Origin of the sequence: Cryobacterium sp. TMB1-7 (assembly GCF_004402435.1) — a bacterium.
Taxonomy (GTDB): Bacteria; Actinomycetota; Actinomycetes; order Actinomycetales; family Microbacteriaceae; genus Cryobacterium; species Cryobacterium zongtaii.
This window is the reverse complement of the sequence record NZ_SOFZ01000022.1, coordinates 77,693-101,438: the sequence shown is the minus strand read 5'-3', so window position 1 is coordinate 101,438 and position 23,746 is coordinate 77,693. Positions and strand designations below refer to the sequence as shown.

27 protein-coding genes are annotated in these 23,746 nt (G+C 69.3%); 22 read left to right on the top strand and 5 right to left on the bottom strand.

Translation table 11 applies throughout. From position 1 onward, the window contains the following. The 4 genes from E3O60_RS09395 to E3O60_RS09380 are packed head-to-tail and all read right to left on the bottom strand — an operon-like array spanning position 1 to position 3,269. A complete protein-coding gene (locus tag E3O60_RS09395; protein WP_134497876.1) occupies positions 1-411 on the bottom strand; it encodes a flagellar assembly protein FliW in 411 nt (136 codons plus the stop codon). Beyond that, entirely contained in the window at positions 408-1,283 is an 876-nt protein-coding gene (locus E3O60_RS09390; protein ID WP_240632440.1) for a flagellin, read from the bottom strand. The genes E3O60_RS09395 and E3O60_RS09390 overlap by 4 nt, the downstream gene beginning before the upstream one ends. A 15-nt stretch (positions 1,284-1,298) precedes the next feature. Continuing rightward, complete coding sequence (gene flgK / locus E3O60_RS09385; RefSeq protein ID WP_088455986.1) at positions 1,299-2,750, bottom strand: flagellar hook-associated protein FlgK; 1,452 nt, start codon at positions 2,748-2,750, stop codon at positions 1,299-1,301. A gap of 33 nt (positions 2,751-2,783) precedes the next feature. After that, the gene (locus tag E3O60_RS09380) at positions 2,784-3,269 is read right to left on the bottom strand and encodes a flagellar protein FlgN (protein ID WP_088457965.1); all 486 of its coding nucleotides are present in this window, start codon (positions 3,267-3,269) and stop codon (positions 2,784-2,786) included. A 399-nt stretch (positions 3,270-3,668) separates the two neighbouring features. On the opposite strand from E3O60_RS09380, the gene E3O60_RS09375 reads away from it, so the two are divergent. From E3O60_RS09375 to E3O60_RS09295, 17 genes are all read left to right on the top strand, one after another. Next, positions 3,669-4,604, top strand: coding sequence for a sigma-70 family RNA polymerase sigma factor (locus E3O60_RS09375; protein WP_134497874.1), 936 nt, complete (start codon positions 3,669-3,671; stop codon positions 4,602-4,604). 84 nt (positions 4,605-4,688) lie between these two features. Then, a complete protein-coding gene (locus E3O60_RS09370; RefSeq protein WP_088455988.1) occupies positions 4,689-5,531 on the top strand; it encodes a flagellin in 843 nt (280 codons plus the stop codon). A gap of 149 nt (positions 5,532-5,680) precedes the next feature. Further along, positions 5,681-7,009 carry a flagellar filament capping protein FliD gene (gene fliD, locus E3O60_RS09365; RefSeq protein ID WP_134497872.1) on the top strand — a complete coding sequence of 443 codons (1,329 nt, stop codon included), beginning with the start codon at positions 5,681-5,683 and terminating at the stop codon, positions 7,007-7,009. Positions 7,010-7,044: 35 nt separating this feature from the next. Continuing rightward, the gene (fliS, locus tag E3O60_RS09360; RefSeq protein WP_103461940.1) at positions 7,045-7,503 is read left to right on the top strand and encodes a flagellar export chaperone FliS; all 459 of its coding nucleotides are present in this window, start codon (positions 7,045-7,047) and stop codon (positions 7,501-7,503) included. Beyond that, positions 7,490-7,882 carry a hypothetical protein gene (locus E3O60_RS18490; protein WP_088455990.1) on the top strand — a complete coding sequence of 131 codons (393 nt, stop codon included), beginning with the start codon at positions 7,490-7,492 and terminating at the stop codon, positions 7,880-7,882. Before fliS ends, E3O60_RS18490 begins: the two co-directional genes overlap by 14 nt. Before the next feature lie 152 nt (positions 7,883-8,034). After that, a complete protein-coding gene (locus E3O60_RS09350) occupies positions 8,035-8,376 on the top strand; it encodes a flagellar basal body protein (RefSeq protein ID WP_134497870.1) in 342 nt (113 codons plus the stop codon). Then, on the top strand, positions 8,376-8,768 hold the full coding sequence (locus E3O60_RS09345; RefSeq protein ID WP_088455991.1) for a flagellar basal body rod protein FlgC: 393 nt from the start codon (positions 8,376-8,378) through the stop codon (positions 8,766-8,768). Before E3O60_RS09350 ends, E3O60_RS09345 begins: the two co-directional genes overlap by 1 nt. Continuing rightward, complete coding sequence (gene fliE, locus E3O60_RS09340; RefSeq protein WP_103461893.1) at positions 8,768-9,079, top strand: flagellar hook-basal body complex protein FliE; 312 nt, start codon at positions 8,768-8,770, stop codon at positions 9,077-9,079. Before E3O60_RS09345 ends, fliE begins: the two co-directional genes overlap by 1 nt. Beyond that, positions 9,079-10,695 carry a flagellar basal-body MS-ring/collar protein FliF gene (gene fliF / locus E3O60_RS09335; protein ID WP_103461892.1) on the top strand — a complete coding sequence of 539 codons (1,617 nt, stop codon included), beginning with the start codon at positions 9,079-9,081 and terminating at the stop codon, positions 10,693-10,695. The genes fliE and fliF overlap by 1 nt, the downstream gene beginning before the upstream one ends. Continuing rightward, positions 10,692-11,711 (top strand): flagellar motor switch protein FliG, encoded by a 1,020-nt coding sequence (gene fliG / locus E3O60_RS09330; RefSeq protein WP_370289794.1) that lies wholly within the window; start codon positions 10,692-10,694, stop codon positions 11,709-11,711. The genes fliF and fliG overlap by 4 nt, the downstream gene beginning before the upstream one ends. Continuing rightward, positions 11,695-12,381 (top strand): FliH/SctL family protein, encoded by a 687-nt coding sequence (locus E3O60_RS09325; protein WP_133160361.1) that lies wholly within the window; start codon positions 11,695-11,697, stop codon positions 12,379-12,381. Before fliG ends, E3O60_RS09325 begins: the two co-directional genes overlap by 17 nt. Then, positions 12,378-13,736, top strand: a complete 1,359-nt coding sequence (locus E3O60_RS09320; protein WP_088455996.1) for a FliI/YscN family ATPase — start codon at positions 12,378-12,380, stop codon at positions 13,734-13,736. Before E3O60_RS09325 ends, E3O60_RS09320 begins: the two co-directional genes overlap by 4 nt. Beyond that, a complete protein-coding gene (locus E3O60_RS09315) occupies positions 13,733-14,212 on the top strand; it encodes a hypothetical protein (protein ID WP_088455997.1) in 480 nt (159 codons plus the stop codon). Before E3O60_RS09320 ends, E3O60_RS09315 begins: the two co-directional genes overlap by 4 nt. Beyond that, complete coding sequence (locus E3O60_RS09310; RefSeq protein WP_088455998.1) at positions 14,209-14,922, top strand: C40 family peptidase; 714 nt, start codon at positions 14,209-14,211, stop codon at positions 14,920-14,922. The genes E3O60_RS09315 and E3O60_RS09310 overlap by 4 nt, the downstream gene beginning before the upstream one ends. Positions 14,923-15,182: 260 nt before the next feature. Then, on the top strand, positions 15,183-16,745 hold the full coding sequence (locus tag E3O60_RS18650) for a flagellar hook-length control protein FliK (protein ID WP_134497868.1): 1,563 nt from the start codon (positions 15,183-15,185) through the stop codon (positions 16,743-16,745). A gap of 78 nt (positions 16,746-16,823) precedes the next feature. Beyond that, a complete protein-coding gene (locus E3O60_RS09300) occupies positions 16,824-17,270 on the top strand; it encodes a flagellar hook assembly protein FlgD (RefSeq protein ID WP_134497866.1) in 447 nt (148 codons plus the stop codon). A gap of 131 nt (positions 17,271-17,401) precedes the next feature. Then, positions 17,402-18,592 carry a flagellar hook protein FlgE gene (locus E3O60_RS09295; RefSeq protein ID WP_134497864.1) on the top strand — a complete coding sequence of 397 codons (1,191 nt, stop codon included), beginning with the start codon at positions 17,402-17,404 and terminating at the stop codon, positions 18,590-18,592. A gap of 22 nt (positions 18,593-18,614) precedes the next feature. Here E3O60_RS09295 and E3O60_RS09290 read toward each other — a convergent pair whose 3' ends face one another. Continuing rightward, positions 18,615-20,222: an HNH endonuclease signature motif containing protein gene (locus tag E3O60_RS09290; protein WP_134497862.1), complete on the bottom strand. Its 1,608-nt coding sequence runs from the start codon at positions 20,220-20,222 to the stop codon at positions 18,615-18,617. Between the two features lie 137 nt (positions 20,223-20,359). Between E3O60_RS09290 and E3O60_RS09285 the strand changes: the two genes are divergently transcribed. The 5 genes from E3O60_RS09285 (at position 20,360) to E3O60_RS09265 (ending at position 23,680) form a co-directional block, all read left to right on the top strand. Continuing rightward, positions 20,360-21,064 (top strand): hypothetical protein, encoded by a 705-nt coding sequence (locus E3O60_RS09285; RefSeq protein ID WP_088456003.1) that lies wholly within the window; start codon positions 20,360-20,362, stop codon positions 21,062-21,064. Between the two features lie 105 nt (positions 21,065-21,169). Beyond that, entirely contained in the window at positions 21,170-21,436 is a 267-nt protein-coding gene (locus E3O60_RS09280; RefSeq protein ID WP_134497860.1) for a flagellar FlbD family protein, read from the top strand. After that, positions 21,437-22,240 (top strand): motility protein A, encoded by an 804-nt coding sequence (locus E3O60_RS09275; protein WP_103460656.1) that lies wholly within the window; start codon positions 21,437-21,439, stop codon positions 22,238-22,240. After that, positions 22,237-23,145, top strand: a complete 909-nt coding sequence (locus E3O60_RS09270) for a flagellar motor protein MotB (protein ID WP_103479132.1) — start codon at positions 22,237-22,239, stop codon at positions 23,143-23,145. The genes E3O60_RS09275 and E3O60_RS09270 overlap by 4 nt, the downstream gene beginning before the upstream one ends. A 94-nt stretch (positions 23,146-23,239) precedes the next feature. Next, positions 23,240-23,680 carry a hypothetical protein gene (locus E3O60_RS09265; RefSeq protein ID WP_088456007.1) on the top strand — a complete coding sequence of 147 codons (441 nt, stop codon included), beginning with the start codon at positions 23,240-23,242 and terminating at the stop codon, positions 23,678-23,680. Positions 23,681-23,746 lie beyond the last annotated feature (66 nt).

The window sequence follows — 23,746 nt, the reverse complement described above, 5'->3', positions numbered from 1 at the left end:
CTAGATGGCAGGGTCCTGCAGGTCCTGCGGCGCGGCGCGTGGGGTGAGTTCGGCGCGGAGCGGCCAATCCTGGCCGTCCAGGATGATCTGGGCGCACCGGCCGGTGTCGGCGTTCACCACGATGGGAGCCATCAGGTTCACGGTCGTGCCGGTCTCGCCCGGGTTGGTCACCACCAGGACCATCGCCTGCTCTGGTGCGGCGAGGTCGAGGGCCCTGGCGTGCTCGTCGGAGATCACGGGCGCGTAGTCCGGCAGGTACACCGACGCGTCGAGCACGAACAGCCGGGTGTGCTCGTCGATGGCTGACTGCAGGGCGAACAGTCCGGCGGCGCCGGTGATCTCGCGCAGCTGGAAGTCGGTCAGCGGGGCCAGTCCGGGCGGCGGGGAGAGGAAGCTCAGGGTGGCGGTCATGAAAGGAAGTCCATCAGGGTCGGTTGAATCACGCGGGCGGTGACGGCGAGGGCGGACTGGTAGGCGACCTCCTGCAGCTTGAGGTCGAGGATCACCGTCGCCAGGTCGGCATCCTCGAGCTGTACCCGCTGTGCCTCGAGGGTGCCCTTCTGGGTGGCCAGTGCGGCGGTGGCGCTTTCGATGCGGGTCTGCCGGGCGCCGACGTCGGAGTTGGCGGCGATAACCCTGTTCAGGGCGGTGTCGATGGCGCCCAGATGGCTCGACACCGTCGCCGGCGAGTTGCGCAAGGCATCCGAGACCGTCGCGAGCAGGGCGAAGATCGAGTCGGGGCCACTGCCGAAGACGGCGGCGCCGTCGGCATCCACCCGCACCGTGCTATCGGCGCCTACGCGCCGGTCGACCCCGGGGGTGGATCCGCCGCTGTGCACGCCAGCGTCGGTGAACGCTACGCCGGTGTCGGAATTGCCGGCGAAGACGGTGCGGCCGAGGTGCGTCGCGTTGGCCTGGCTGAGCAGGTCCTGTTTGAGGCCGTCGATCTGCAGGGCGATGGCTTCCCTGGCAGCCGGCGACATGGTGCCGGCGTTCGCGCCCTGAACGGTGAGGTCGCGCACCCGGTTCAGGATGGTGGTGCTCGCGCCGAGCGCGGTGTCCAGCGCGGTCAGCCAGCCGTTGCCGTTGTCGGCGTTGCGGGTGTACTGGGCGGTGGCACGCTGCTCGGCACGCACCGCGAGGGCGTTGGCGGCGCGGGCGGGGTCGTCGGAGGCCCGGCTGATGGTCTTCAGCGAAGAGGACTGCTCCTGCAGCTGGGCCAGGCGCTGGGCGCTGGCCTGCAGATTGGCCTGGGCAGCGCGCATCTGGGTCTGGCTGGTCACGCGGGGGATCATCGGCTACCTTCCCACCAGTCCGGTGCGGTTGATCAGGGTGTCGAGCATCTCGTCCACGGCCGTCATCACCCGGGCGGCGCCCTGGTAGGCGTGTTGGAAGGTCAGCAGGTTGACGTTCTCCTCGTCGATGTCGACCGAGGAGTTGGACAGCTGCAGGGTGACCGCGGCGGTGGCCGACAGGTTCGCCGACGATGCCTGGGCGAGTTCGATGCCGGTGGCGACGCCGAGCCTGGTGACGAATTCGGACCAGACCGAGTTGGGGGAGGAGACCGGGAGCCCATCCTTGTCCACCGCGTGCGTGGTACCGAGCTGGGCGATCTTGTCGGCGTTGGCGCCGTTGGCTGCCCCGGCACCGACGGCGCCAGCGGCGATCTCGTCGGCATTCGTGGGTACCACTCTCAGCGATGCGGCGGCATTGCCGTTGACGTACTCGAAGAACTTCCCGCCGGGTTCTCCGGTGCTGGTGACCCCGTCCAGGTGGATACCGTTGACGGTGTCGGCCAGATGCACTGCGAATCCGTTGTACGAAGCCGCGGCCTGGGCAAGCGCGCCGCCGGTACCGGCCGAATCCGCGGGTCCCAGCAGAGAGAGTGCGCCAGCAAGTTCGCCGCCATCGATCCCGACGGTTTCGGGGCGGTGGGTCCAGACCACGCGCACCGCGTTGGTGGCATCGGATGCAGTGGGCATGGTCGTGGGACCGACGACCGCCAGGGTCTGCACGTCGGTACCGGATACCAGGGGGTTTCCGCCGATCAGGACGTCTACGGTGCCGTTGGCCTGGGGGCGCACGCTGGCCCCGGTGATGGCGGAGATCGTGGCGGTGAGCGCGTCACGCTTGTCGATGAGTTCGTTGGCCGACCCGCCGGAGGCGAGGGTCTGGCGGATGATGCCGTTGAGCTCGCCCACCTGCGCCGCGGCCCCGTTGACCTCGGTGACCAGCGCATCGGCGCTGCCGCGTACAACGGCCCATTCGTCGGTCACGGCGCGGTATCCGGCGGTGATCTGGCTGGTGAGCTGGCCGGCCTCGCCGAGCAGCAGCCCGGCGGATGCGGCGGGGTCGGCCCCGTTGGCCAGATCCTGCCAGGCCGCCCAGAATTCCTGCAGCTGGTGGGAAAGCCCGTTGACGCCGGGTTCCTTGAGCGAGTTCTCGACCGAGCCGAGGGCATTGGCGCGCACGGCGGTGTAGCCGGCGGTCGCGGCGGTCGCCCGAACCTTGGCATCCAGGGTGGCACTACCCAGGCGCGCGATGCCGTCGACGGATACTCCTGTGCCGGGGGTCGCGCCCCAGGCGACGAGGCCGGCCCGCGCTGCGGCGTTGGTGGCGGAGGTCGTCACCCGCTGGCGGGTGTAGCCCTCGGTGTTGACGTTGGCGATGTTCTGCCCCACCACGTCGAGCCCGGCGCGTGCCGCGACGAGTCCGGAGTATGCGGTGTTCAACCCGCCGAATGTGCTCATGGGGTCCTCAGTGGTGGAGTCATCGCGGAAGTCTCACAGGCTCTGGTCGAAGAGTCGGGCACCGGCGCTCTGAGCCCCGGAGGCACCGCGGGAATCGTAGGTGGTGGCCTGCGCGTCGACGCCGGCCAGGGATTCCTGGGTGTAACGCGCGGCCGAACGCAGGAACTGCTCGTTCACGTCCCGCAGGCTGCGGATCTGCGCGATCAGCTCGGTCATGGCCGTCAAATGCGCGGTGAGGATGTCGCCCCACGGGCCGGCGGGCGCCTGCTGGACCAGTTCGCTCAGCGTGGCGTCCGGTGAGGTGCCCCACTCCTGGGCGACCGCGGCCACCTCGACCGATCGGCCCAGGCCGGCCTCGCGCACCAGCTCGAGTACCTGCTCCACCTCGCGGGTGGCGTGCTGAATCCAGCGCGTGCGGCCGGCGCTGAGCAACAGCTGTTCCTCGTCGAGCTTGAAAACGAGCAGTTCGAGCAGTTCACGTTCGCGCCACAGCAGGGCGGACAGTTCATTGGCGCCCATGTCGTCACTGCCCTCCCGCTGTTGAAAACCCGATGGTCCATCGTACGAGCCCATGCTCGTTCGGGGGTACTATCGGCCGGTTCTCCCGGTTGGTTAGCGGCATTCTGGTCACACCGCGCACGCAAGACCCGATTTCCGGTGGCCGAGTCCTCTAAAGAGAGGACACCGTAAGCCCCGTTCTGGGGGCACGCCTACGCCAGAATCAACAAGCGCGGTTGTTACCGTAATAGCTAGGCGAAAACACACCGAAACGGGACCCGAACCCCTGTTCCGGCGGGCTGTTTGCGCTCTTGATACGACGTCACCCCCCACGCGTGCTTACCCGGCAGTGAAACGCAGAACCAGCCTTGCGCTCACCGTCAGCGAGAACAACGCCGGCACCAACCAGGAGGGCAACCGTTGAACCGTTCGGAACGTAACCGGCTTGTCGTCGACAACCTGCCCCTCGTCGGCTATCTCGTCTCCGAAGTCTGGGCCAAGGCTCGCCACCTCTCCCGCGACGACCTGGCCTCGGCCGGCTCTCTGGCCCTGATCACCTCCGCGGACGCGTTCGACCCGGACCTGGGCGTGCCGTTCGGCGCCTTCGCCCGCCGCCGCATCATCGGCGCCTTCGCCGACGAGATGCGCTCCAACGACTGGGCCACCCGGATGGCCCGCCGCCGCATCAAGGACACCCGCCAGGTGCAGGAGACCCTCGCCTCCGCGCTCGGCCGCAGCGCCACCGTCGACGAGATCGCCTCCGCGCTCGGCGTGGACCGCGAGACCGCTCTGGCCGGCCTGGCCGACTCCGAGCGCACGCTGAGCACCCTCGACGACAGCACCGCCGAGTTCCTCGTCGCCGACACCGTGCTCCCCGAGGAGTCCCTGCTGTCTGCCGAGCGACTCGCCTACCTGCGAGCGGGCGTGTCTGCGCTGCCCGAGCGGATGCGGCTGATCATCGAGCAGGTCTACTTCGAGGACCGCTCGGTCAAGGAGATCGCAGCTAGCCTCGGCATCACCCACTCCGCCGTGTCCCAGCAACGCTCGGAGGCCATCCGGTTGTTGCGTGACGGCCTGGGCACCCACTACGCGGACGACGCGGAGGCCGACTTCGTACCGGAGTCCACCGTGGCGCCGGCTCGCCGCAGCGCCTACCTATCGCGGATGGCCGACCAGGCGATGCTCGGCATGGCCCGCCTGGCGCACGACAGGATGCCGGCCGCAGTTCCCGTCCTCTCCGCGGCCCCCGCCGCTCCCATGGCTTACACGGTCGACGGGTTGGCCGGCGTCACCGATATCGCCAACGCGGAGGCGGTCACGCTCGACAGCCGCGAACTTTTCTCCAGCAACGGCTAACGCGCCGCGGGGTGGGGCCGATAGGTCTCAGTGTCAGCCCATGGATGGGCCGGCGCACACCACCCAATCACGGAGGAACACATCATGGGTATGCAGATCAACACCAACCTCGCGGCGAACAACACCTACCGCAACCTGGCTTCGACCCAGACCGACATGGCCAAGTCGCTCGAACGCCTCTCCAGCGGCCTCCGCATCAACCGCGCAGGCGATGACGCGGCCGGTCTGGCCATCTCCGAGGGACTGAAGTCGCAGGTCGGTGGCCTCACGGTCGCCAGCCGCAACGCCCAGGACGCCGTCTCGGTCATCCAGACCGCTGAAGGTTCTTTGAGCGAGGTGCAGACCATTCTGCAGCGCGTTCGTGACCTCGCCGTTCAGGCCGGTAACGGCTCGAACAACGCCAAGTCCCGCGACGCCATCGCCACCGAGGTCACGGCGCTGGGCCTGGAGCTGACCCGCATCAGCGAGTCGACCAACTTCAACGGCACCAAGCTGCTCAACACGGCGGCTGCGACCACCGACCTGACGTTCCAGATCGGCGCCGGTGGCACCGCCGCAGCCGACCAGATCGACGTCAAGCTCACCGACGTTTCCGCCATCGGAACCGCCGTCTCCGGACTCGCGACAGCCGGCTTCGCCGACTCCGCAGCGGCACTCGCGACGATCAACACGATCGACGGCCACATCACCGCTGTGTCCACCTCGCGCGCCTCGCTCGGTGCCGACCAGAACCGGTTCGAGAGCGTCATCCGCAACCTCGCCGTCTCCAAGGAGAACCTCACCGCAGCCGGTTCGCGTATCCGCGACACCGACATGGCCGAGGAAATGGTCAAGTACACCCGCTCCAGCATCCTGTCGCAGGCCGGTACCGCCATGCTCGCGCAGGCGAACCAGTCCAACCAGGGCGTTCTCTCGCTGCTGCGCTAAATCACGGACTGACCGACCGACCGGCCCAAAAGCCGCAGAGTCGACTGACCGGGAATCGGCCGGTGGCACGCACGATCTGACCTGGACCTCAGACCGAGCGGGCCGCCGGCCACTCGCACACCCGCAGACAACGGAACGGACACGGCGCCATGGGACTCTCCATCGATGGCCTGATCAGCGGCCAGGACACCACGACCCTGATCAACAACCTCATCGCGGTCGAGGCGATCCCGCAGACCCTGCTCAAGGGCAAGGTCTCCGCCGCCCAGAACTACACCACCGCCGTGCAGGGCCTGAACACCCAGGTCGCCGCTCTCAACGACGCCGCCACCAAGGCCGCCAAACCCGCCAGCTACGACCTCTACACCGCCACCAGCAGTTCCAGCCAGGTCACCGCGACCACGAGCACCGGCGCCGCCGCCGGCGTGCTCGACATCACCGTCGGCCGGCTCGCGCAGAACCAGGTCACCGTCACCGGGCCGCTCACCGCCTGGCCCGACGCCACCCTCACCCTCACCGACGCGGCCGGAAAAGCCACCGTGCTCACCCCGGCCTCCACATCGCTCGACGACGTCGTGACCGCCGTCAACGCGGCCGGGCTCGGCATCACCGCCACCAAGGTCGCCGTGGGCGCCGACGGCTTCCGCGTGCAGTTCAGCAGTGCCGCCCCCGGCGCCGCCGCGTCTTTCACTCTCACCGGCGGCACGGTCCCGACCACCCAGGTCAAGGCCGCCCAGGATGCCCAGGTCACGCTGTGGGCCGGCACCACGGCCGAACAGACGATCACCTCGGGCAGCAACACCTTCACCAACCTGCTGCCCGGCCTGGATGTGACCGTCCAAGCGGTCTCCACCACACCGGTCACGCTCACCGTGACACGGGACGACGCCGCCATCACCAAGATCGCCGGCGGCCTGGTCAGCGGCCTCAACGACATCTTCGCCGTCATCACCAACCGGTCGGCCGTGTCGACCACGACAGACTCCACAGGTAAGAGCGTCACCACCGCCGGGCTCTTCGCCGGCGACGGCACCATCCGCACGGTCAACCAGAACCTGCTCACCGCCGCGTCGATGCCCGTGGACGGGCGCTCCCCGTCGGAGATCGGCATCAGCATCACCAAGAGCGGCACCCTGGAATTCGACGCCGAGAAGTTCGCCGCTGCCCTGGCCAAGGACCCGGCCGGCGTGATGAAAACCGTGCAGGAGATCTCCGGCCGGGTCGCGTCGGCCGCGGCGACGGCATCGAACAAATACGACGGCACCCTCACCACCACCATCACCAGCCAGCAGTCCCAGGTGCGCACGATGGGCCTGGAGATCAGCGACTGGGACCTGAGGCTCACGGCCAAACGCACCTCGCTCGAACGGGTCTACACGGCCATGGAATCCAGGCTGGGTGAGCTGAAAACGCAGTCCTCCTGGCTCACCTCGCAGATCAATTCACTACCCGATACCTACACAGGGAGCTCCAGCTGATGACCACCGCACTGTTCCCACCCCACCAGCTTTCGATGCCACAGCAGTCAGCCCAGCCTTCGGCGGCCCAGCTGGCCGCCGCACAGGGCAAACGCGCCCAGCTCAACCGTGAGGCCGTGCTGTCGGCCACGCCGGTGCGCCTGCTCACCATGCTCTACGACAGGCTGATGCTCGACCTGGACCGCGCCGAGGCCGCCCAGGACGGCGAGAACTGGCCGATCGCCTCCGAGAACCTGCTGCACGCGCAGGCCATCGTCGACGAACTCACCACCTCGCTCAACGTCACCGCGTGGGACGGAGCCGACGGGCTGCTCGCCATCTACACCTACGTCTCGAACGCGCTGATCGGTGCGAACATCCACCGTGACGTTGCCCGCACCCGGGAGAGCATCGTTCTGCTCGAGCCGCTGCGTCAGGCCTGGCACGAAGCGGCCGCTGCGTTGCCGGCGACGCCGACCGCGGCGAGCGGAGAGGGCTACCGTGGAGTCGCCTGAGGTCCACTCCAGCAGCGCCCGGCCCCACAGCACTCGTTCGGGCCTCGCCGCGCCGGGGGAGCCGCGCACCAGCAACGCCGAATGGCTGCAGGTGCTCGACGAGCTGGAGACCAGCCTGGGCAGCGGTGCCCGGGACGCCGTGCTCTCCGCCCAGGGCGGCCAACTCGTGACCGGGGTGCAGTGGCGTGCCCCCGAACACATCGGCCAGCTCCCGCGCGAACTCGAGGAACGGGCGCGGGTGCTGCTCACCGGCCAGCTCGAACTGATCCGCGAGATCGAGGATGCCCGCCGCTCCGCCGGCGCCCACCTGGCCGCCGTGCGCACCATCCTCTCCACCCACCTCTCCGACCAGCCGGTCTATCTGGATATCGCGGGCTGACCCGGCAGAATTTCTGACAGATTCCCTGACAAATATCCCGAAACGTCCTAACGAACGCTCGTCGACGGCCGATAGCTACGGATGAGCACGGATTGCTCATCACAGGCCACGGATCGGCCGTCCGGAACATTGACGACGAATCGGGCCCCTGCGTGATTGAATCCGTGACCACCGCGGCGCTGACCAGCGCCCTGGACGGACTGGCCCTGCGCCAGCGCACCATCGCGAACAACATCGCGAACGTGAACACCCCCGGCTACCAGGCCCAGCGGGTCTCGTTCGAGGACGCCCTCTCCCAGTCGGTGCGGGACGGCGACGGCCACACCGCGGCCAGCACCGCACGCTCGCTGGAGCCGACCAGACTCGACGGCAACAACGTGAACCTCGACACCGAAACGGTCTCGAACATCGACACCGTGCTGCGCTACCAGTTCGCCGCCCAGGCCGTGGCGGGCGCCGACTCGAGCATGCGCGCAGCGCTCCGGACCAGCTGATGGGCCTCGACGCTCTCGGCATCGCCGGCACCGGTCTCACCCTGCACCGCAAGTGGCTCGACGCCGTCGCCGACAACATCGCCAACGCCAACACCGCGACCGCCACCTCCGGGGATGCCTTCCAGGCCCGGTACATCGTCGCCCAGGAGGGTGAGGGCGTCTCGGGTGCCTACGTGGCCGGCGCCGCGCTGGGCGACGCCGAGGGCCTGCTCGTCTACGAACCCGACAACCCCATCGCGGATGCCGACGGCTACGTGCGCCGCCCCGACATCGACATGGCCGAGCAAATGGGCGAGCTGATCATGGCCCAGCGCGGCTACCAGGCCAACGCCGCCGTCATCGACCGCGCCAAGACCTCTTACGAAGCCGCCCTGCAGATCGGACGCAACTGATGACCATCCCCGCCATCGGCTCCGTGCCCGCCGTCAGCGCCACGTCGTACCTGCCCGCCAGCACGGCCACGGGCGCCACCGAATCCTCTGACACCGGCTTCGCCAGCGCCCTCACCGGCGCGGTGAACAACCTCCAGCAGCTGCAGTCCACCTCCAACAGCTACGCCATCCAGGCCGTGACGGGTGACCTCGACGACATCCACACCGCCACCATCGCGTCTTCACGCGCCGCGGTCACCCTTGAGCTCGTCGCTGCCGTGCGCAACAAGGGCGTCGAAGCGTTCAACGACATCATGAGAATGCAGGCCTGATGCCCGCTCAGATCACCTCGGTGTTCCGTCGCCTGGGCAACGCCGTCCGCGAATTCACCGTCGCCCAGCGCACCATGGCCATCATCGGGGTCGCCGTGCTCGCCCTGGGCACGGCCGCGCTCACGATGTGGGCCACCCAACCGGCGTACACCCCGCTGTACTCGGGACTGAGCGGCTCCGACGCCAACACCATCGTGGAGCAGCTGCGCACCGACGGTGTCGCCTACGAGCTGAGCGACGGGGGAGCGACCATCCTGGTGCCGGAGGCCGACGTCTACGACCAGCGGCTCAAATCCGCCGCCGCCGGCCTGCCGACGTCGAGCACCGGAGGCTACTCGCTGCTGGACACCATGGGGGTCACCGCCTCCGAGTTCCAGCAGTCGGTCACCTACAAGCGGGCCCTCGAGGGCGAACTCGCCGCGACCATCGAGGCCATGAAGGGTGTGCAGACCGCTTCGGTGCGGCTGGCGATCCCCGAGGCCACGGTGTTCACCGAGGAGACCAATGATCCCACCGCATCCGTCTTCGTGGGCACCCGGAACGGCGTCACCCTGAACGCCGAGCAGGTGCAGGCCATCGTGCACCTCACCAGCGCCTCCATCGACGGCATGAAGCCCACGGATGTCGCGGTCATCGACGCGGCCGGCGTCGTGCTCTCCGCCGTGGGCGTCGGGGCCACGGGGTCGGCCGGCCAGCAGGCCGGCGACTACGAGGAACGGGTGCGCGGTTCGGTGCAGGCCATGCTCGACAAGGTCGTGGGACCCGGCAACGCCACCGTCGTGGTCGCCGCAAATATGAGCAACCAGAGCGCCCAGGTCGTGGAGGAGACCTTCGCGGTTCCCGAGAACGCCCCGGCGCTCAACGAGGCCGTGACGACAGAGTCCTACTCCGGTGCCGGGGATGCCGCGGCCGGTGTGCTCGGACCCGACAACATCGCCGTGCCGGCCGAGACCACGGCGGACGGCACCTTCACCAGCGAGGACACCACCCGTAACAACGCCATCAACAAGGTCACCGAAACGCGCACGGTGCCCGCAGGGGAGATCAACCGGCAGACGGTGTCGGTGGCGGTGAACGCCGCGGTCGCCGAAGACCTCAACGTGACCGACCTGACCAGCCTGGTGTCCTCCGCCGCCGGCATCGACGTAGCCAGGGGAGACGCCGTGACCGTGGAGGTCGTGAGCTTCAACGCCGCCGGCGCCGACGCCGCGGCTGCGGCGCTGGCCGAGGCCGCCGCGGCCGAAGAGGCCGCCCGCAATGCCGGCATCCTGCAGGTGGGGCTGATCGTGGCTGGCACCGTGATCGCTTTTGTGCTCGGGCTGATCCTCTATGCCAGGCGCTCACGCCGGCAGAGCCGCAAGGCCATCGAGCTGAGTGACCTGGTGCAGGCGCGGTCTGCGCTGGATGCGCCGACGGTGCCGTTGTCGTTGCCGCCGCAGATGGCGCCACTGTTCATCGACTCCACGCCCACCGAGGTCTACCCGGTCGCCGGCGGCGGTGCCCTGCCCAGCGGCGGCGACCAGCGGGTGGCCGACATCGACGCCCTTGCCCTGCGTGACCCGCAGATGGCGGCCGAGATGCTGCGCGGTCTGATGGACGATCGGCAGCCCGCATGATGGACGCCAAGACCGGCCTGACCGGCACCCAGAAGGTGGCCGTGGTCCTGATGACCATGGACCAGCAACGCGCGTCAGAGGTGATGAAGCAGTTCTCCGAGGTCGAGGCGGCCGAGATCATCGCCGAAATCGTGCAGCTGCGCCGGGTCGACGCGTCGGTCATGGACAGCGCCGTAGCCGAGTTCCACGAACTCACCACCATCGGCGCCCGCAACCCGCGCGGCGGTCACGCCGTCGCGGTCGGACTGCTGGAGAAGTCTTTCGGCGCCGAGCGGGCGGCCGGCGTGATGAGCCGGGTGGCGACCTCCATGGCCGGCAAGGCATTCGAGTTCCTCGACACCGTCGACTCGATGCAGGTGCTCGCGCTTCTCGACGGCGAACTGCCGCAGACCATCGCCCTGGTGCTCGCCCACCTGCGTCCGGAACACGCCTCCGCGATCCTCTCCGGGCTGGACGGCCCGGTACGCACCGATGTCGCCCAGTGCATCGCCTCCACAGGGCCGGCCACGCCGGAGGCCGTGCGGGTGGTCACCGACATCCTCAAGAAACGCATCGGAGCCGTCGCCGCGTCGCGGGACTCCGCCGAGGTCGTCGGCGGTGTGCAACCGCTGGTGGAGATCATCAACCGCGCCGACATCAACACCGAACGGGCCCTGCTCGAGGCGCTGGATGAACGCGACCCGGTGCTCGCCGAAGAGGTGCGCTCCCGCATGCTCACCTTCGCCGACATCATCAAGCTGGAAAACCGCGATGTGCAGCTGGTGCTGCGCGGCATCGACGCCGCCGTGCTGGCCGTGGCCATGAAGGGGTCCACCGAGCTGGTCGTCGACATCATCCAGCGCAACCTCTCCGAGCGGAACCGCGAGATCCTCAACGACGAGGTCACCGGCCTCGGACCGGTGCGGGTCTCGCAGGTGGAAGAGGCCCGCGCCACCATCGTGCGGTCGATCCGCGACCTGGCCGCCCAGGGCGCGATCACCGTGCAGCGTGCCGACGAGGATGACTTCGTTGTTTAGCGCGGCACGCACCGGCGCTGGGGTTCCGGATGCCGACTTCTCGGCGCTGGTCTTTCCCACCCTCGCCGACGCCGGGGGGAATATCGGACGCGATGACGACCGCACAAGGGTCGAGCGCCAGTGGCAGGCCAGAGGCCACGCCGCCGGGTACGCCGAGGGACTGCGGGCGGCGGCGGCGGCCGTCGACGCGCGGGTGGCCACGCTCGAGGCCGAGCATGCCGAGCTGATGCAGGCCGCCGGCCGGCAGCGCGACCGCACGTTGGAGGTGCTCAACGCCGTGGTCCGCGCGCTCGAGACCCGTACCGTGCCGGTGCTCCACGACGTCGAAGACACCCTGCTCGGCGCCGCCATCGACCTGGCCGAGGCGATCATCGGCCACGCTCTCGCCGACGAGGCGACCGCGGTGCGCTCGGCGCTGGCTCGCACCCGGGCCGACGGGGCAGCGGGGTCTCTCGGTCACACTGTGCGGCTGAACCCGCACGACCTCGCTGCCCTCGACGGCTCCGCACTCGACGGCTCCGCGCTGGCCGGGTCTGGCGTCACCCTGGTGGCGGATGCGAGCCTGTCCCGCGGCGACGCCGTCAGCGAGTTTCCCGACGGCTACCTCGACGCCCGCATCGGCAGTGCCCTGCAGCGGGCAAGGGCGGCGTTGGCCGGAGGCGTGTCATGACCCTCACTAGGCCGGACAGCACCGACCGCCTGGCCAGAGCCCTGGCGGCGGCCCGCCCGGAGCGGGTGGGCGTGGTCGCGTCGATCGTGGGCCTGAGCGTGGACGTGCGCGGGCTGAACGGCGCCATCGGCGACCTCGTCGTGATCGGCGGACCCGGATCGCAGGCAGGCACCGGTGCCGGGGGCGTTGACGCCGAAGTCGTGGCCACCACCCCCGATGGCATGCGCTGCATGCCGTTGGCCAGGCTCACCGGCATCCGGGTCGGCGACCCCGTGCGTGCCGGTGGCGGCGGCACCGGCTTCCTCGTCCCGACCGGTTCCGGCCTGCTGGGCCGGGTGATCGACGGGCTCGGCCGTCCCATCGACGGCAAGGGACCACTCGTCGTGGAGCAGCGGGTGCCCCTTGATCACGCCAGCCCGTCCGCCATGGCGAGGTCGCGCATCCAGTCGCCCTTGCAGCTGGGGGTACGGGTGCTCGACACCCTCACCACCGTGGGCAAGGGCCAGCGGATGGGCCTGTTCGCCGGTTCCGGCGTGGGCAAGTCGTCGCTGCTGTCGATGATCGCCCGCGGCACCGATGCCGAAGTGTCGGTGATCGCCCTGGTGGGCGAGCGCGGGCGCGAGGTGCGCGAGTTTCTCGAGGACGACCTCGGCGCCGAGGGACTGGCCAGGTCGATCGTCGTCGTGTCGACCTCGGACGAGCCGGCCATGATGCGCCTGCGGGCCGCGTTCGTCGCCACCCGCATCGCCGAGTCGTTCCGCGACCGGGGTGCCGACGTGATGCTGATGATGGACTCGCTGACCCGGGTGGCGATGGCCCAGCGGGAGATCGGACTGTCGGTGGGCGAGCCGCCCGCCACTCGCGGCTACCCGCCGTCGACGTTCTCACTGCTCGCCCGCCTGCTCGAACGGGCCGGCACCGACCAGGCCGGCTCCATCACCGGCATCTACACTGTGCTCGTCGACGGCGACGACCACAACGAACCCATCGCCGACGCCGCCCGGTCCATCCTCGACGGCCACGTGGTGCTCGACCGCAAACTTGCCGTGCTCGGCCATTTTCCCTCTGTCGACGCCCTCGCCTCGATCTCCAGGGTGGCCTCACGGGTGACGACGCCTGAGCAGGCCGCCGTGGCCGGCACCCTGCGTGCGGTGCTCGCCGCCCGGCGCGCCGCACAGGACCTGCTCGACGTTGGCGCCTATCGCCGCGGCACCAACCCGTTGGTCGACGCCGCCGTGGAGCACGACGCCGCCATCACCGCGTTCCTGCAGCAGCGGATGGACGAGCACACCCCGGCCGCCGAGGCCTGGGACAGACTCGCCGCGCTGGCCCGGCTGCTGGGCGGTGCCCGATGACCCGCCAGTTCTCTCTCGCCGGCCTGCTGCGCCTGCGCCACCTGCAGCAGGACCAGGCCGCGGGCGACCTCGCCGTCGCCAATGCACGGCTACGGGCCGCCGCGACCCGCATCGACGAGACCCGTGCCGCGCTGGAGCACCTGCCGATCAGCGCCACCGGCGCCGACACCCTTTACGCGATCGCCGCCGCCCGGGCGTCATCCCGCAGCATGCTGGCTGAACTCGCGGCCCTCGACGCGGTCGCCCAGCAGGGCGTCGTCGACGCGCAACGCGAATTCGAGTCGAGGAAGTCCGCCGCCGTGAGCCTGGAGAAGCTCGAGGGGCGCCACGGCGACCTGGCCGCGGCCGAAGACCTGCACGCCGAACAGACCATCATCGACGAGATAGCGTCGACCGGCTGGCACCGACGGCTGGGCGACGAACGAGCCGGCACCGCTTCGTCGGGCACCGGGGCACCAACGGGGGAGAAGCGATGACGATGGTGGAAGCGCTCGGCCGGATGGGCGAGATTCAGGCCAGGCTGGTGCAGCTCAACGACCTTGTCGCCGGCGGTACCGGAGCGACGAGCGTCACGGCCGGCAGTGGGGCCGGGTCGTCAGTCTCCGCGACCAGCTTCGCCGATGCCCTCGCCGCGGCCACCGGCACGACAGCCCCGACCACCGGCGCAGCCGGCTCGGGAGCGACCGGTGCCGGCGTCGTCGCGGCGGCCGAGAAGTACCTGGGCGTGCCATACGTCTTCGGCGGCGAGGACAGCACCGGAATGGACTGCTCGGGTCTCGTGCAACGCGTCTACGCCGACCTCGGCATCGAGGTGCCCCGTCTGGTGTCCGGGCAGATGACCATCGGCACCGAGGTGGCGTCGCTGGCCGAGGCCAAGCCCGGTGACCTCATCGTCACCGGCGGCGGCGACCACATCCTGATCTACGCCGGCAACAACCAGGTGATCCACGCGCCATACGAGGGGCGCACGGTCAGCAAGGTGGATGCCTACATGGACGATTCCGAGATCACCACCATCCGCCGGGTGATCCCCGATCAGGCGGCCACCGCCAGCGTGGCATCGAGCTCCACCGACCTGCTCACGGCGGCATTCGCGTCGATGTTCAACGGCGCCGCGTCCAACGGCAGCGCGTCCACCGGCTCCTCGTCCGCTTCGGCACTGTCCCTGTCTGGATTGCTCTCGTGACCGCGCCCACGCAGTTCCCTCGTTCCCCGGGAGCGCCCGGGGTCGCCCCCGGTCGCGGGTCCCGCGGTTCCCAGCCGGATCCCGCCGTCGGCGCCGACGCGTTCGCGGGAGCGTTGCGCGGTGCCGCGTCCGGTCCGGAATCCGGCGCCGGATCGGTTGGGGCACGTCGCGTAGCTTCTGCAGGCCCCGGCGGTGCTGGGCCCGGGGGAGCTGTCCGTAGCGGTGTTCCTTCCAGCGGTGGCACCGCGCTCAGCAGGCCCGTGCCCACCCGGCCCTCACCCACCACAACCGCATCCGCGAGCCGCACCGAACTCAGCGACACTGAACCCGGCGACGACGCTGAACTCAACGACGAACCCTTCGCGTCTGCGCCTGCCGCGTCCCTTCCCACAGGGTCGCCGTCGGTATCTTCCGCAATCGTCGCGTCACCTCAGCCGGGATCAGGTTCGGCCGTGGCCGGAGCCCTGCCGGGCGGGATGAGCCAAGCGTCGGCTTCACCTGCCGATCCCGGCGCCACCCCGATCGGCCCCGGCATCGTCGCCCCGGTCGGAGCGGGGGATGCCGGTGTCGGATCCGGAGCCGGCCCCGCTGCGCCGATGGCACCGGCCTTGGGCCAGCCGGCGGGAACCGCCGCCACCGGGCACGCAGCACCCGCTACTACCGGGAGCACCGACACCAGCATCGCCCCGATCGGCACCGCGGCGAACGGCACTGCCGCGGACGAAACTGCCGCGAACGGAACTGCCGCGAACGGAACTGCCGCGAACGGCACCGCCGCGGACGGGGCCGCGTTGATCGCGACCGCAACGGCCGCCACTGCCGCGACCCCTAGTGCCGCGACCGCCGCTGCCGCGACCATCATTGCCGAGACCACCCCTGCCGCGAACGGGACCTCGTTGACCGCGGCCGCAGCGACCGACACTGCTCCGACCACCACTGACGCGACAGTCACCGACGCGACAACCACCGACGCGACCGCCCCTGCCGCGACCGCCCCTGCCGCGACCGCCTCTGCCGGCACCGCGGCTGCCGCGACCGGCACTGCAGCGACCGGCACCGCAACGACCGGCCCTGCCGCGACGGCGACTGCAGTCACCGGTGCTGGCACGACGGCGATTGCGGCGACCGAGACTGCCGCCGGCGCCGCCGGTGCCGTGGGGTCGCCCCGGACGCCCGGTGCGGCTACAGACGAACCCGCTGGCGCTGAGGCACCAGCGGCCGGCCTCACTCTGGCGGCCGCCTCCGGGCCGGTGGCCGCGGTACCCGTCAACGGCTCAACCGCCGGTGCCCCGGCGCTGCCGCCCTCGACCGGTCCTGCCGTTCCGGCGCCGCTGGCGAGCCAGGTGGCCCGTCCGCTGTTCACCCTGGCGGCTGCCGGACCCGGCGAACACACCATGTCGATCAGCGTCACCCCCGATGAGCTCGGGCCGGTCCTGGTGCGGGCGCAGATCAGCGCCACTGGCATCCGTCTGGAGCTCTTCGCCCCCACCGACGTCGCGCGGGACGCCCTGCGGCTCATCCTGCCCGACCTGCGCCGCGACCTGGCCGGCGGCGCACTGTCGGCGAGCCTCGACGTCTCCACGCGCAGCCAGCCCGGCGATGCCGGCTCGTCGGGCCGGCAGGACCGCCCCGCCGCCGACCAGCCCGGCCAGGGCAACGCGGCGCTCGGCGGAGATCCGCGCGGAGCCCAGGACCGCCGCCGGGAATCCGGTGCACCCGACCAGTGGCTGCGGTCCCCGCCGATCGGCGCCGACGCCGCGGACCCGCTAGCGGACCCGACCCAACCCGACCAGACCAGGGGACGTATCGATGTTCTCGCCTGACCCGCCGCCCGGCACCCCTTGGCCCTGTACCTCACCACGCACCGCTCACCGCACGCAGCCTCCCAGAAACGAGAACCCATGACCGTCGACGCCGTCGGCTCCGTGTCCACCGCCGCAGCCGACTCCAGCGCTGGAGCCAGCATGTACTCGACGACACCGGTGCGCACGCCCAAGCAGACTCTCGATTCCGAGACCTTCATGTCGCTTCTGGTGGCCCAGCTGCGCAACCAGGATCCGAGTTCGCCCATGGACACCAACCAGATGATCTCCCAGACCACCCAGCTGGCCATGATGGAGAAACTCACCGCGCTGTCCACCACCGCGGACGAGAACTTCTCGCTGCAGATGCGCACGGCCGCAGCCGCTCTCGTCGGACAGAACGTCACCTACACGGATGCCACCGGCGCGAGCATCACCGGCATCGCGTCAGCGGTCTCCTACGCCGGCCCGGTGCCCCAGGTCACCGTCGGCACGGCCAGCGTGGCTCTCGACGCGATCTCGGGGGTGACCGCCCCCACCGGGTGATCCGGCTCCGCGCCCGCACCCAGCGAGCCCGCCACTCGCCAGCTCGATCTGCACCAACGCGACACACTCCCGCAAACCGGGCGGGGTCGCCGCATCCCTACTCCGTCATCACCTTCTGAAAGGCAGCACCCATGCTTCGCTCCCTGTACTCCGGCATCTCCGGCCTTCGCGCCCACCAGACCATGCTCGACGTCACCGGCAACAACATCGCCAACGTCAACACCACGGCGTTCAAGGGCTCGGCCACCCAGTTCCAGGACACCCTCTCGCAGCTCACCCAGGGCGCCGGCGGCCCGGGCGCCACGACCGGCGGCACCAACCCGGCACAGGTGGGCCTCGGTGTGCAGGTCGCCGGCATCGCCACCAACTTCGCGCAGGGGTCGTCGCAGGCTACCGGCAAGGCATCCGACATGCTCATCTCCGGCGACGGGTTCTTCCTCACCCAGCAGGGCGGCGACACCATCTACACCAGGGCCGGCTCCTTCGACTTCGACTCCGCCGGTCGCCTCGTCACCCCGTCGGGTGCGATCGTGCAGGGCTGGGGCGCGGTGGATGGCGTGGTCAACGAGGGCGGCGCTGTCGGGGACCTGTCCCTGCCGCTGAACGCGGTCGTTCCGGGCAAGGCGACGAGTTCGGTCGCGATGAGCGGCACCTTGCCCTCTGATGCTGTCGGAGGCACGCAGCTGCTGCGAGACATCAAGGTCTACGACGCCTCGGGTGCTGCCCGAACGGTCTCCCTAACCTTCACCAAGGCTGCGACGGGCAGCGGTTGGGGTGTCTCGGGTACCGATGGCGGCACTGCGGCAACGACCACGCTGGGCTTCACCGGCAACGTCGTGACGTCCGGCGGCTCACTCGTCATCGGTGACCCCGCCGCCGGCGGAATCACCGTGGACCTCAGCGCGCTGAACGGCCTGGCCGGTATCAGCACTGTGGGGGTCAAGTCGCAGGACGGCAGCGCCCCCGGCTCGCTCGAGTCCTACACGTTCGGCAAGGACGGCACCCTAATCGGTCTGTTCAGCAACGGTGAGCAGAAGGCGCTGGGCCGGATCGCCCTCGCCACTTTCACCAACCCGGGCGGGCTCGAGAAGACCGGCTCGAACGGATACCGGGCCACCTTCAACTCCGGCACCGCCGAACTCGGCGCTCCCGGTTCCGCCGGCTTGGGCTCGCTCACCGGTGGAGCCCTGGAAATGTCCAACGTGGACCTGTCGCAGGAGTTCACCAACCTGATCGTTGCCCAGCGCGGCTTCCAGGCGAACGCCCGCATCATCACCACCTCCGACGAGGTACTGCAGGAACTCACCAACCTCAAGCGCTAACGCAGCGCACGTGCCGGCTTGATCAGGCCCTGGGCGGTGCTGTTGTTTCTGGCGGCCCGTCCCGGGTGCGGCCGGGCATCTCGATGAGTGTTTGGCCGGGGTCGATGGTTGTGGGTGGGCGGAGCCAGTAGCGGCCGGTGTTTTCGAAGATCTGCCAGTGCTGGTTGTGGAGCAGCAGGTGGTGGGCGGGGCAGAGCAGGATGCCCTGGTTGATGTCGGTTCTGCCGTGGTCTCTGAGCCAGTGTTCGATGTGGTGGGCTTCGGTGAACGCTGGTGGGCGGTCGCAGCCGGGCCACCGGCAGCCGCCGTCGCGGGCGGCGAGGGCCCGGCGTTGGGCCCGGTTGAACAGACGTTGTTCGTGGCCGAGGTCCAGGGGCCGGTTGACCTCGTCGACGGTGATCTCAACACTTCCCGAGTCGCAGATGAGGCGTTCGATGGTTTCGGGGGAGACCGGGGCGTTGTTGCCCTCGATGTAGCCGTGCCCGGTTTGGCCGGGTAGGCAGATCAGGATGTCGTCGGCGGCGGCCGGTCCTGTGGGTGCGGCGGGTCTGGCCGTCGTGGCGGTGGTAGTGAGGATCTGCACGGCGGGGCGGCGGCCGCCGAGCATCTCGTTGGGGTTGATGGTGGTGCCGGCTTTGAGGAGGTCGAGGAAACCGTCGCAGGTGATTTGGCTGGTGTTGCGGGGGTCGTTCTTGACGCGTTTGGCCCAGGCGGCGCGTGCGGTGTCGACGAAGCGCACGCCGCCGCGGCGGGGGCTGGTGAGGCTGTCGAAGGTGGACTTGATGAACTCGCCCTGTTCCGGCGGAAAGAGCCCGTCGACGCGGACCTGGCCGGTGTTCAGGGTCCAGATGCGCAGGTAGCGGTCGTCCCAGGCTTTCTGTTCGCGCACCCGGATGCCGGCCTCGTCGAGGCTGTCGCGTACCTGCCGGGCTCGTTTGAGTAGTTGGTCCACGTTCTGCGATTCGGCGTCGGTGAGTAGTCCGGCCAGGGCGTCGGCGAGGGCCGGTCCGGTGACGACGGTGTCGATGTCGCCCAGGCCGGTGCGCAGGGCGTGGGCGGCATCGATCGAGAGGGTGCCTCCGGTCACGGCGTGCGAGATCGGTGCGTGCCACGGCATCGGCGCCGGCAGCGGAACGACCGGAGCGACCCCGTCGTGGCCGTCGACCCCGTCGACCCCGTCGAGCGCATCAGGGATGTCCGGGTCCAGCGCCCCCTCGAGTAGCCGGCGGGCCGCTTCGGCGTCGATCGCGGCGGCCTGCGCTTGGGCGTCTTCGACCTCGGCGAGCATCCGGCCCACCCCCACGAGCTTGCGGGACTCGACCTTGCTGGTGCCGGTCAGCTTCTGAATCAACCCCTCGGGATTGAGGAAGCCCTGCTGCGCAGCCAGACCGGACTGGCCCAGCTCCCATCGGGACCGCTGGGCCAGGGTCTTCGCCAGCCACGCCTTGCGGGTGTCCAGCTCGCGTTGGGCCCGGGCCAGGGTCTGCTGACCGGACAGGACAGCGGCATCCGTGAGCTTGTCGTAATCGACACTGCAAGAGCCCAGTCGGGCCACGTCGACCGCCGCATCCACCAGCCCATCGCCGCGGGAAGCGGCGAAGATGTCTGCGATACTCGACTGGTTTGTCATGCCCCGAATCTAGCCCGATTCCGAAACTTTGTGTGAGCAAAAGTCAACTTGTGGATAACCTCTTTTTTGGGCCATTCCTGGGCCCCGTGCGTTAGCTTGACCTCATGGACGCACGAGCGATCGGCTATGGGGGACACATGAGAACGGCAGCAGCCAGGGCCACGCGGGCCGGAGCCATCCTCGCCGCGGCTGCGCTCTGCCTGGGCGTTGCGCTGGCCCCGGCACCGGGCACCAGCGAGGCCAATGAAGCGGCGGCACCGTGGCGCGTCACCGAGCACGCCGGGGCCGGGCTCGCCACCGACCATGACGCCATCATGGCTCGGGAGATCTACCCCGGCCACACCCTTGCCGAGCTGAACTACTCGCCTCAAGAGCAGGAGTGGGCGCTCTACCAGAAGCCTCTGGGTGACGCCGCGAGTGTCATCGAGACCGAGTTCGCCGACGACTACGCCTACTGCTACTTCGGAGAGTCGCACACCTTCACGATGGGCTTCGCCGGCGATGCGCCGGCCGGGGCGATCGCGGTGCTCGATGCTACCGGTCTGCCCTACACCACCGTCGAAGGCCTCGGCTTCTCTGCGACCGAGTACCAGGCCGCCGCTGACGCCGTGACAAGCCAGGTCGTCGATGCACTCGACGAGGCGGGACTGAGATCGACTGCAGGATTCACGGTCGGGTCGGATCCCACCACTCAGCCCCGAGTCATCGTGGTGTCGATCATGGGTGACAACGCCGCAAGCCGCCAGGCGGGGATGGCCGCTGTCGGCGCACCCACGATCAGCGCGCCATTCTCGGTGACCGTCCTCGAAGGCGACGGGATGCCCACCGTGGTTGCGTTCTAGCCCGCACGGCTCCGGCTCACATCGCGGCCGCTAACGCAACGCAGTGAGCAGCCGACAGTGGTTGTCGACGGCTGCTGGAGTCGTCCGGGAACCAGGGACGGGTCCATGATCGTTGTAACCAGGCTGAACGACAGTCAGTTCGCGATCAATCCCGACCTCATCGAACGCATCCACGTCAATCCGGACACCACCCTCGTGATGGTGGATGGCGCCAAGTTCATCGTCACCGAGAGCCTGGCCGAGGTCGTCGAGAAGATCGCGGCCTACCGGGCGCACGTGATCGGCCTGGCCTACAGCGCCGGTGACGGTTCCGTCGTCGACCCCGACACCCGACCGGACGCCGTTGTCCCCCTGCGCCCCCGGAGAATATAGATGGATCCCGCAACCCTGATCGGCATCGTGCTCGCCTTCGGCGCGCTCTTCGCGATGATCACCATCGAGGGCTCGCACATCACCGCGATCCTGCTGCCCGCCCCGATCGTGCTGGTCTTCGGCGCCACCATCGCCGTCGGCATCGCCGGCGGAACCCTGCGCGACACCGTCAAGGCCATCAAGGCGCTTCCCGGTGCCTTCCTGGGTAAGACCACCCCGCCCCAGAAGCTCATCGACCAGGTCGTCGGTCTGGCCGAGAAGGCCCGCAGCTCCGGCCTGCTCGCCCTCGAGCAGGAGGCCGACACGATCACGGACCCGTTCCTGCGCGGCGCACTGCAGAACATCGCCGACGGCACCGACGGTGATGAGCTGCGCATCCTGCTCGAAGACGAGATCGCCACCCGCACCAAGGAGAGCCGTAACGCGGCCAAATTCTTCACCACCCTCGGCGGCTATGCCCCCACGGTCGGCATCATCGGCACCGTGATCTCGCTCACCCACGTTCTCGAGAACCTCGACACCCCGTCCACCCTCGGCCCGATGATCGCCGCCGCGTTCGTTGCGACGCTCTGGGGGCTCCTGTCCGCGAACTTCCTCTGGCTGCCGATCGGCAGCCGGCTGAAGAGGCTTTCCGACATCGAGGCTGAGCGGATGATCCTCCTCATGGAGGGCGCGCTGGCCGTGCAGGCCGGCAGTCAGCCACGCCTGCTCGGCGAGCGGTTGCAGGCCATGGTTCCGATGGCATCCGCCAAGGGCGCCAAGGCCGGAAAGTCGTCGTCCAAGCCGCTCAAGAAGGCCGCGTGAGCGGACGCGGCCGGGGCCGTGGTCGCGGACTCGAGGAGGAACACGAGGAGCACGTCGACGAGCGCTGGATGGCCTCGTACATGGACATGGTCACCGTGCTGATGTGCATGTTCATCGTGCTTTTCGCCATGTCGACGGTGGACCAGGCCAAGTTCGTGCAGTTGAAGAACTCGTTGGCGACGGGCTTCGGAGCGGTGGACGTGGGCAAGGTGGACACCGCGGAGGGCATCGTGGTGCCGGCCGACCTTGTCGACACCCCGGCGGTGAACCAGGATGTCGGTCTCACCGACCTCGATCTCGCGATAGCCGAGGTCAACGACCTCACCGCGGTGCAAGCGGCCATGCAGGCGGCGCTCAGCGCGGTCGGCCTCGACGCCCTCGTGGAGTACACCATCGACGAACGCGGCCTCTCGGTGGGCCTGATCGGCTCCGAGACCTTCTTCGAACCCAACGTCGCCACCCTCAGCGGCCAGGCGGTCTCGGTGCTCGACACCATCGGCCCGGTGCTGGCCGGCAGTCAGCGCGGGGTGTCGGTGGAGGGGCACGCCGACCGGCACGGCGTGACCATCAACTACCCGACCGACTGGGAGCTCTCCAGCGCCAGGGCCACCCAGGTGCTGCGGCACCTGGTGGAGCGCACCGGGGTGGCCCAGGACCGGATCGGCGCGATCGGATACGGTTCGGCCCGGCCGGTGGACACCGGTGACGACCTGGCCGCGATGGCCCGCAACCGGAGGGTCGACGTGGTGCTGCTCTCCAATCAGCCAGACAGCGTGCGTGCCCTGATCCCGTCGGTGCTCGACGGCACGGCCGTGCCCGACGAGACGGCGCCGGCCAAGAGCGTCCCGGCCAAGAGCGGCCACAAGACGGGCAGTGACAAACCCGTGGTCAGCTCCGGCCACTGAGGTCCCGGAATCCGCCGCCGGCCGGGCAGCGTCCGCCCAGGAACAGGCTTGCCCGGATAACCTTCAATTCCAGGCTCCGTCAGGAAGGTCTTTCATGGCCAACGACAAAACCATTCTGAAGACCAGCGCTGGAGTTGAAGCGCTCCTCACGCTATTCCGGTCTGAAACCACGCTCTTCCCGTCCAACACGGCGATTGTGCTCGAAGCTACGGCTATTCCTTCCGCCGCGACAGGGCAATTTGATGCTGTCTACGGGCGGGCCCTCAAGCGCTATCTCGACGCAGCGGCCCGCACGGGGATTCGCTACGCCGGAGCGCCTCCCTTATCCGGTGCTCAGGTGATGCTGGCGGAGATTCGAGTGACACCGCCAAGAGCAATGCGGACGATCGGACGAGAGATCCAAGGCAAGGGGGGTACGGGTACGGAATGGGTGGCTCGATGGACATGGGACCTCGCCGGGATTGAGTCCATCGACGGAGAGCTGCTGATTCAGACAGCGGTCGATGCAATCACACTGCCCGTGCCCCGACGGTGAGGCTGGCAGCCGCAGCAGCACGATGGTCGAGACCCCTCGCGCGCAGCATATTCTCTCAGTGAGCAC

Excerpts from the sequence above, each read along its gene's own strand:
- E3O60_RS09345 (WP_088455991.1), top strand. The coding sequence starts at position 8,376 with ATGGGCCTCGACGCTCTCGGCATCGCCGGCACCGGTCTCACCCTGCAC.
- E3O60_RS09315 (WP_088455997.1), top strand. The coding sequence starts at position 13,733 with ATGACCCGCCAGTTCTCTCTCGCCGGCCTGCTGCGCCTGCGCCACCTG.
- E3O60_RS09285 (WP_088456003.1), top strand. The coding sequence starts at position 20,360 with ATGAGAACGGCAGCAGCCAGGGCCACGCGGGCCGGAGCCATCCTCGCC.
- E3O60_RS09300 (WP_134497866.1), top strand. The coding sequence starts at position 16,824 with ATGACCGTCGACGCCGTCGGCTCCGTGTCCACCGCCGCAGCCGACTCC.
- E3O60_RS09380 (WP_088457965.1), bottom strand. The coding sequence starts at position 3,269 with ATGGGCGCCAATGAACTGTCCGCCCTGCTGTGGCGCGAACGTGAACTG.
- E3O60_RS09295 (WP_134497864.1), top strand. The coding sequence starts at position 17,402 with ATGCTTCGCTCCCTGTACTCCGGCATCTCCGGCCTTCGCGCCCACCAG.
- fliD (WP_134497872.1), top strand. The coding sequence starts at position 5,681 with ATGGGACTCTCCATCGATGGCCTGATCAGCGGCCAGGACACCACGACC.
- E3O60_RS09370 (WP_088455988.1), top strand. The coding sequence starts at position 4,689 with ATGGGTATGCAGATCAACACCAACCTCGCGGCGAACAACACCTACCGC.
- E3O60_RS09310 (WP_088455998.1), top strand. The coding sequence starts at position 14,209 with ATGACGATGGTGGAAGCGCTCGGCCGGATGGGCGAGATTCAGGCCAGG.
- fliE (WP_103461893.1), top strand. The coding sequence starts at position 8,768 with ATGACCATCCCCGCCATCGGCTCCGTGCCCGCCGTCAGCGCCACGTCG.
- flgK (WP_088455986.1), bottom strand. The coding sequence starts at position 2,750 with ATGAGCACATTCGGCGGGTTGAACACCGCATACTCCGGACTCGTCGCG.
- E3O60_RS09280 (WP_134497860.1), top strand. The coding sequence starts at position 21,170 with ATGATCGTTGTAACCAGGCTGAACGACAGTCAGTTCGCGATCAATCCC.
- E3O60_RS09275 (WP_103460656.1), top strand. The coding sequence starts at position 21,437 with ATGGATCCCGCAACCCTGATCGGCATCGTGCTCGCCTTCGGCGCGCTC.
- E3O60_RS09320 (WP_088455996.1), top strand. The coding sequence starts at position 12,378 with ATGACCCTCACTAGGCCGGACAGCACCGACCGCCTGGCCAGAGCCCTG.
- E3O60_RS09290 (WP_134497862.1), bottom strand. The coding sequence starts at position 20,222 with ATGACAAACCAGTCGAGTATCGCAGACATCTTCGCCGCTTCCCGCGGC.
- fliS (WP_103461940.1), top strand. The coding sequence starts at position 7,045 with ATGCCACAGCAGTCAGCCCAGCCTTCGGCGGCCCAGCTGGCCGCCGCA.
- E3O60_RS09325 (WP_133160361.1), top strand. The coding sequence starts at position 11,695 with ATGACTTCGTTGTTTAGCGCGGCACGCACCGGCGCTGGGGTTCCGGAT.
- E3O60_RS09265 (WP_088456007.1), top strand. The coding sequence starts at position 23,240 with ATGGCCAACGACAAAACCATTCTGAAGACCAGCGCTGGAGTTGAAGCG.
- fliG (WP_370289794.1), top strand. The coding sequence starts at position 10,692 with ATGATGGACGCCAAGACCGGCCTGACCGGCACCCAGAAGGTGGCCGTG.
- E3O60_RS09395 (WP_134497876.1), bottom strand. The coding sequence starts at position 411 with ATGACCGCCACCCTGAGCTTCCTCTCCCCGCCGCCCGGACTGGCCCCG.
- fliF (WP_103461892.1), top strand. The coding sequence starts at position 9,079 with ATGCCCGCTCAGATCACCTCGGTGTTCCGTCGCCTGGGCAACGCCGTC.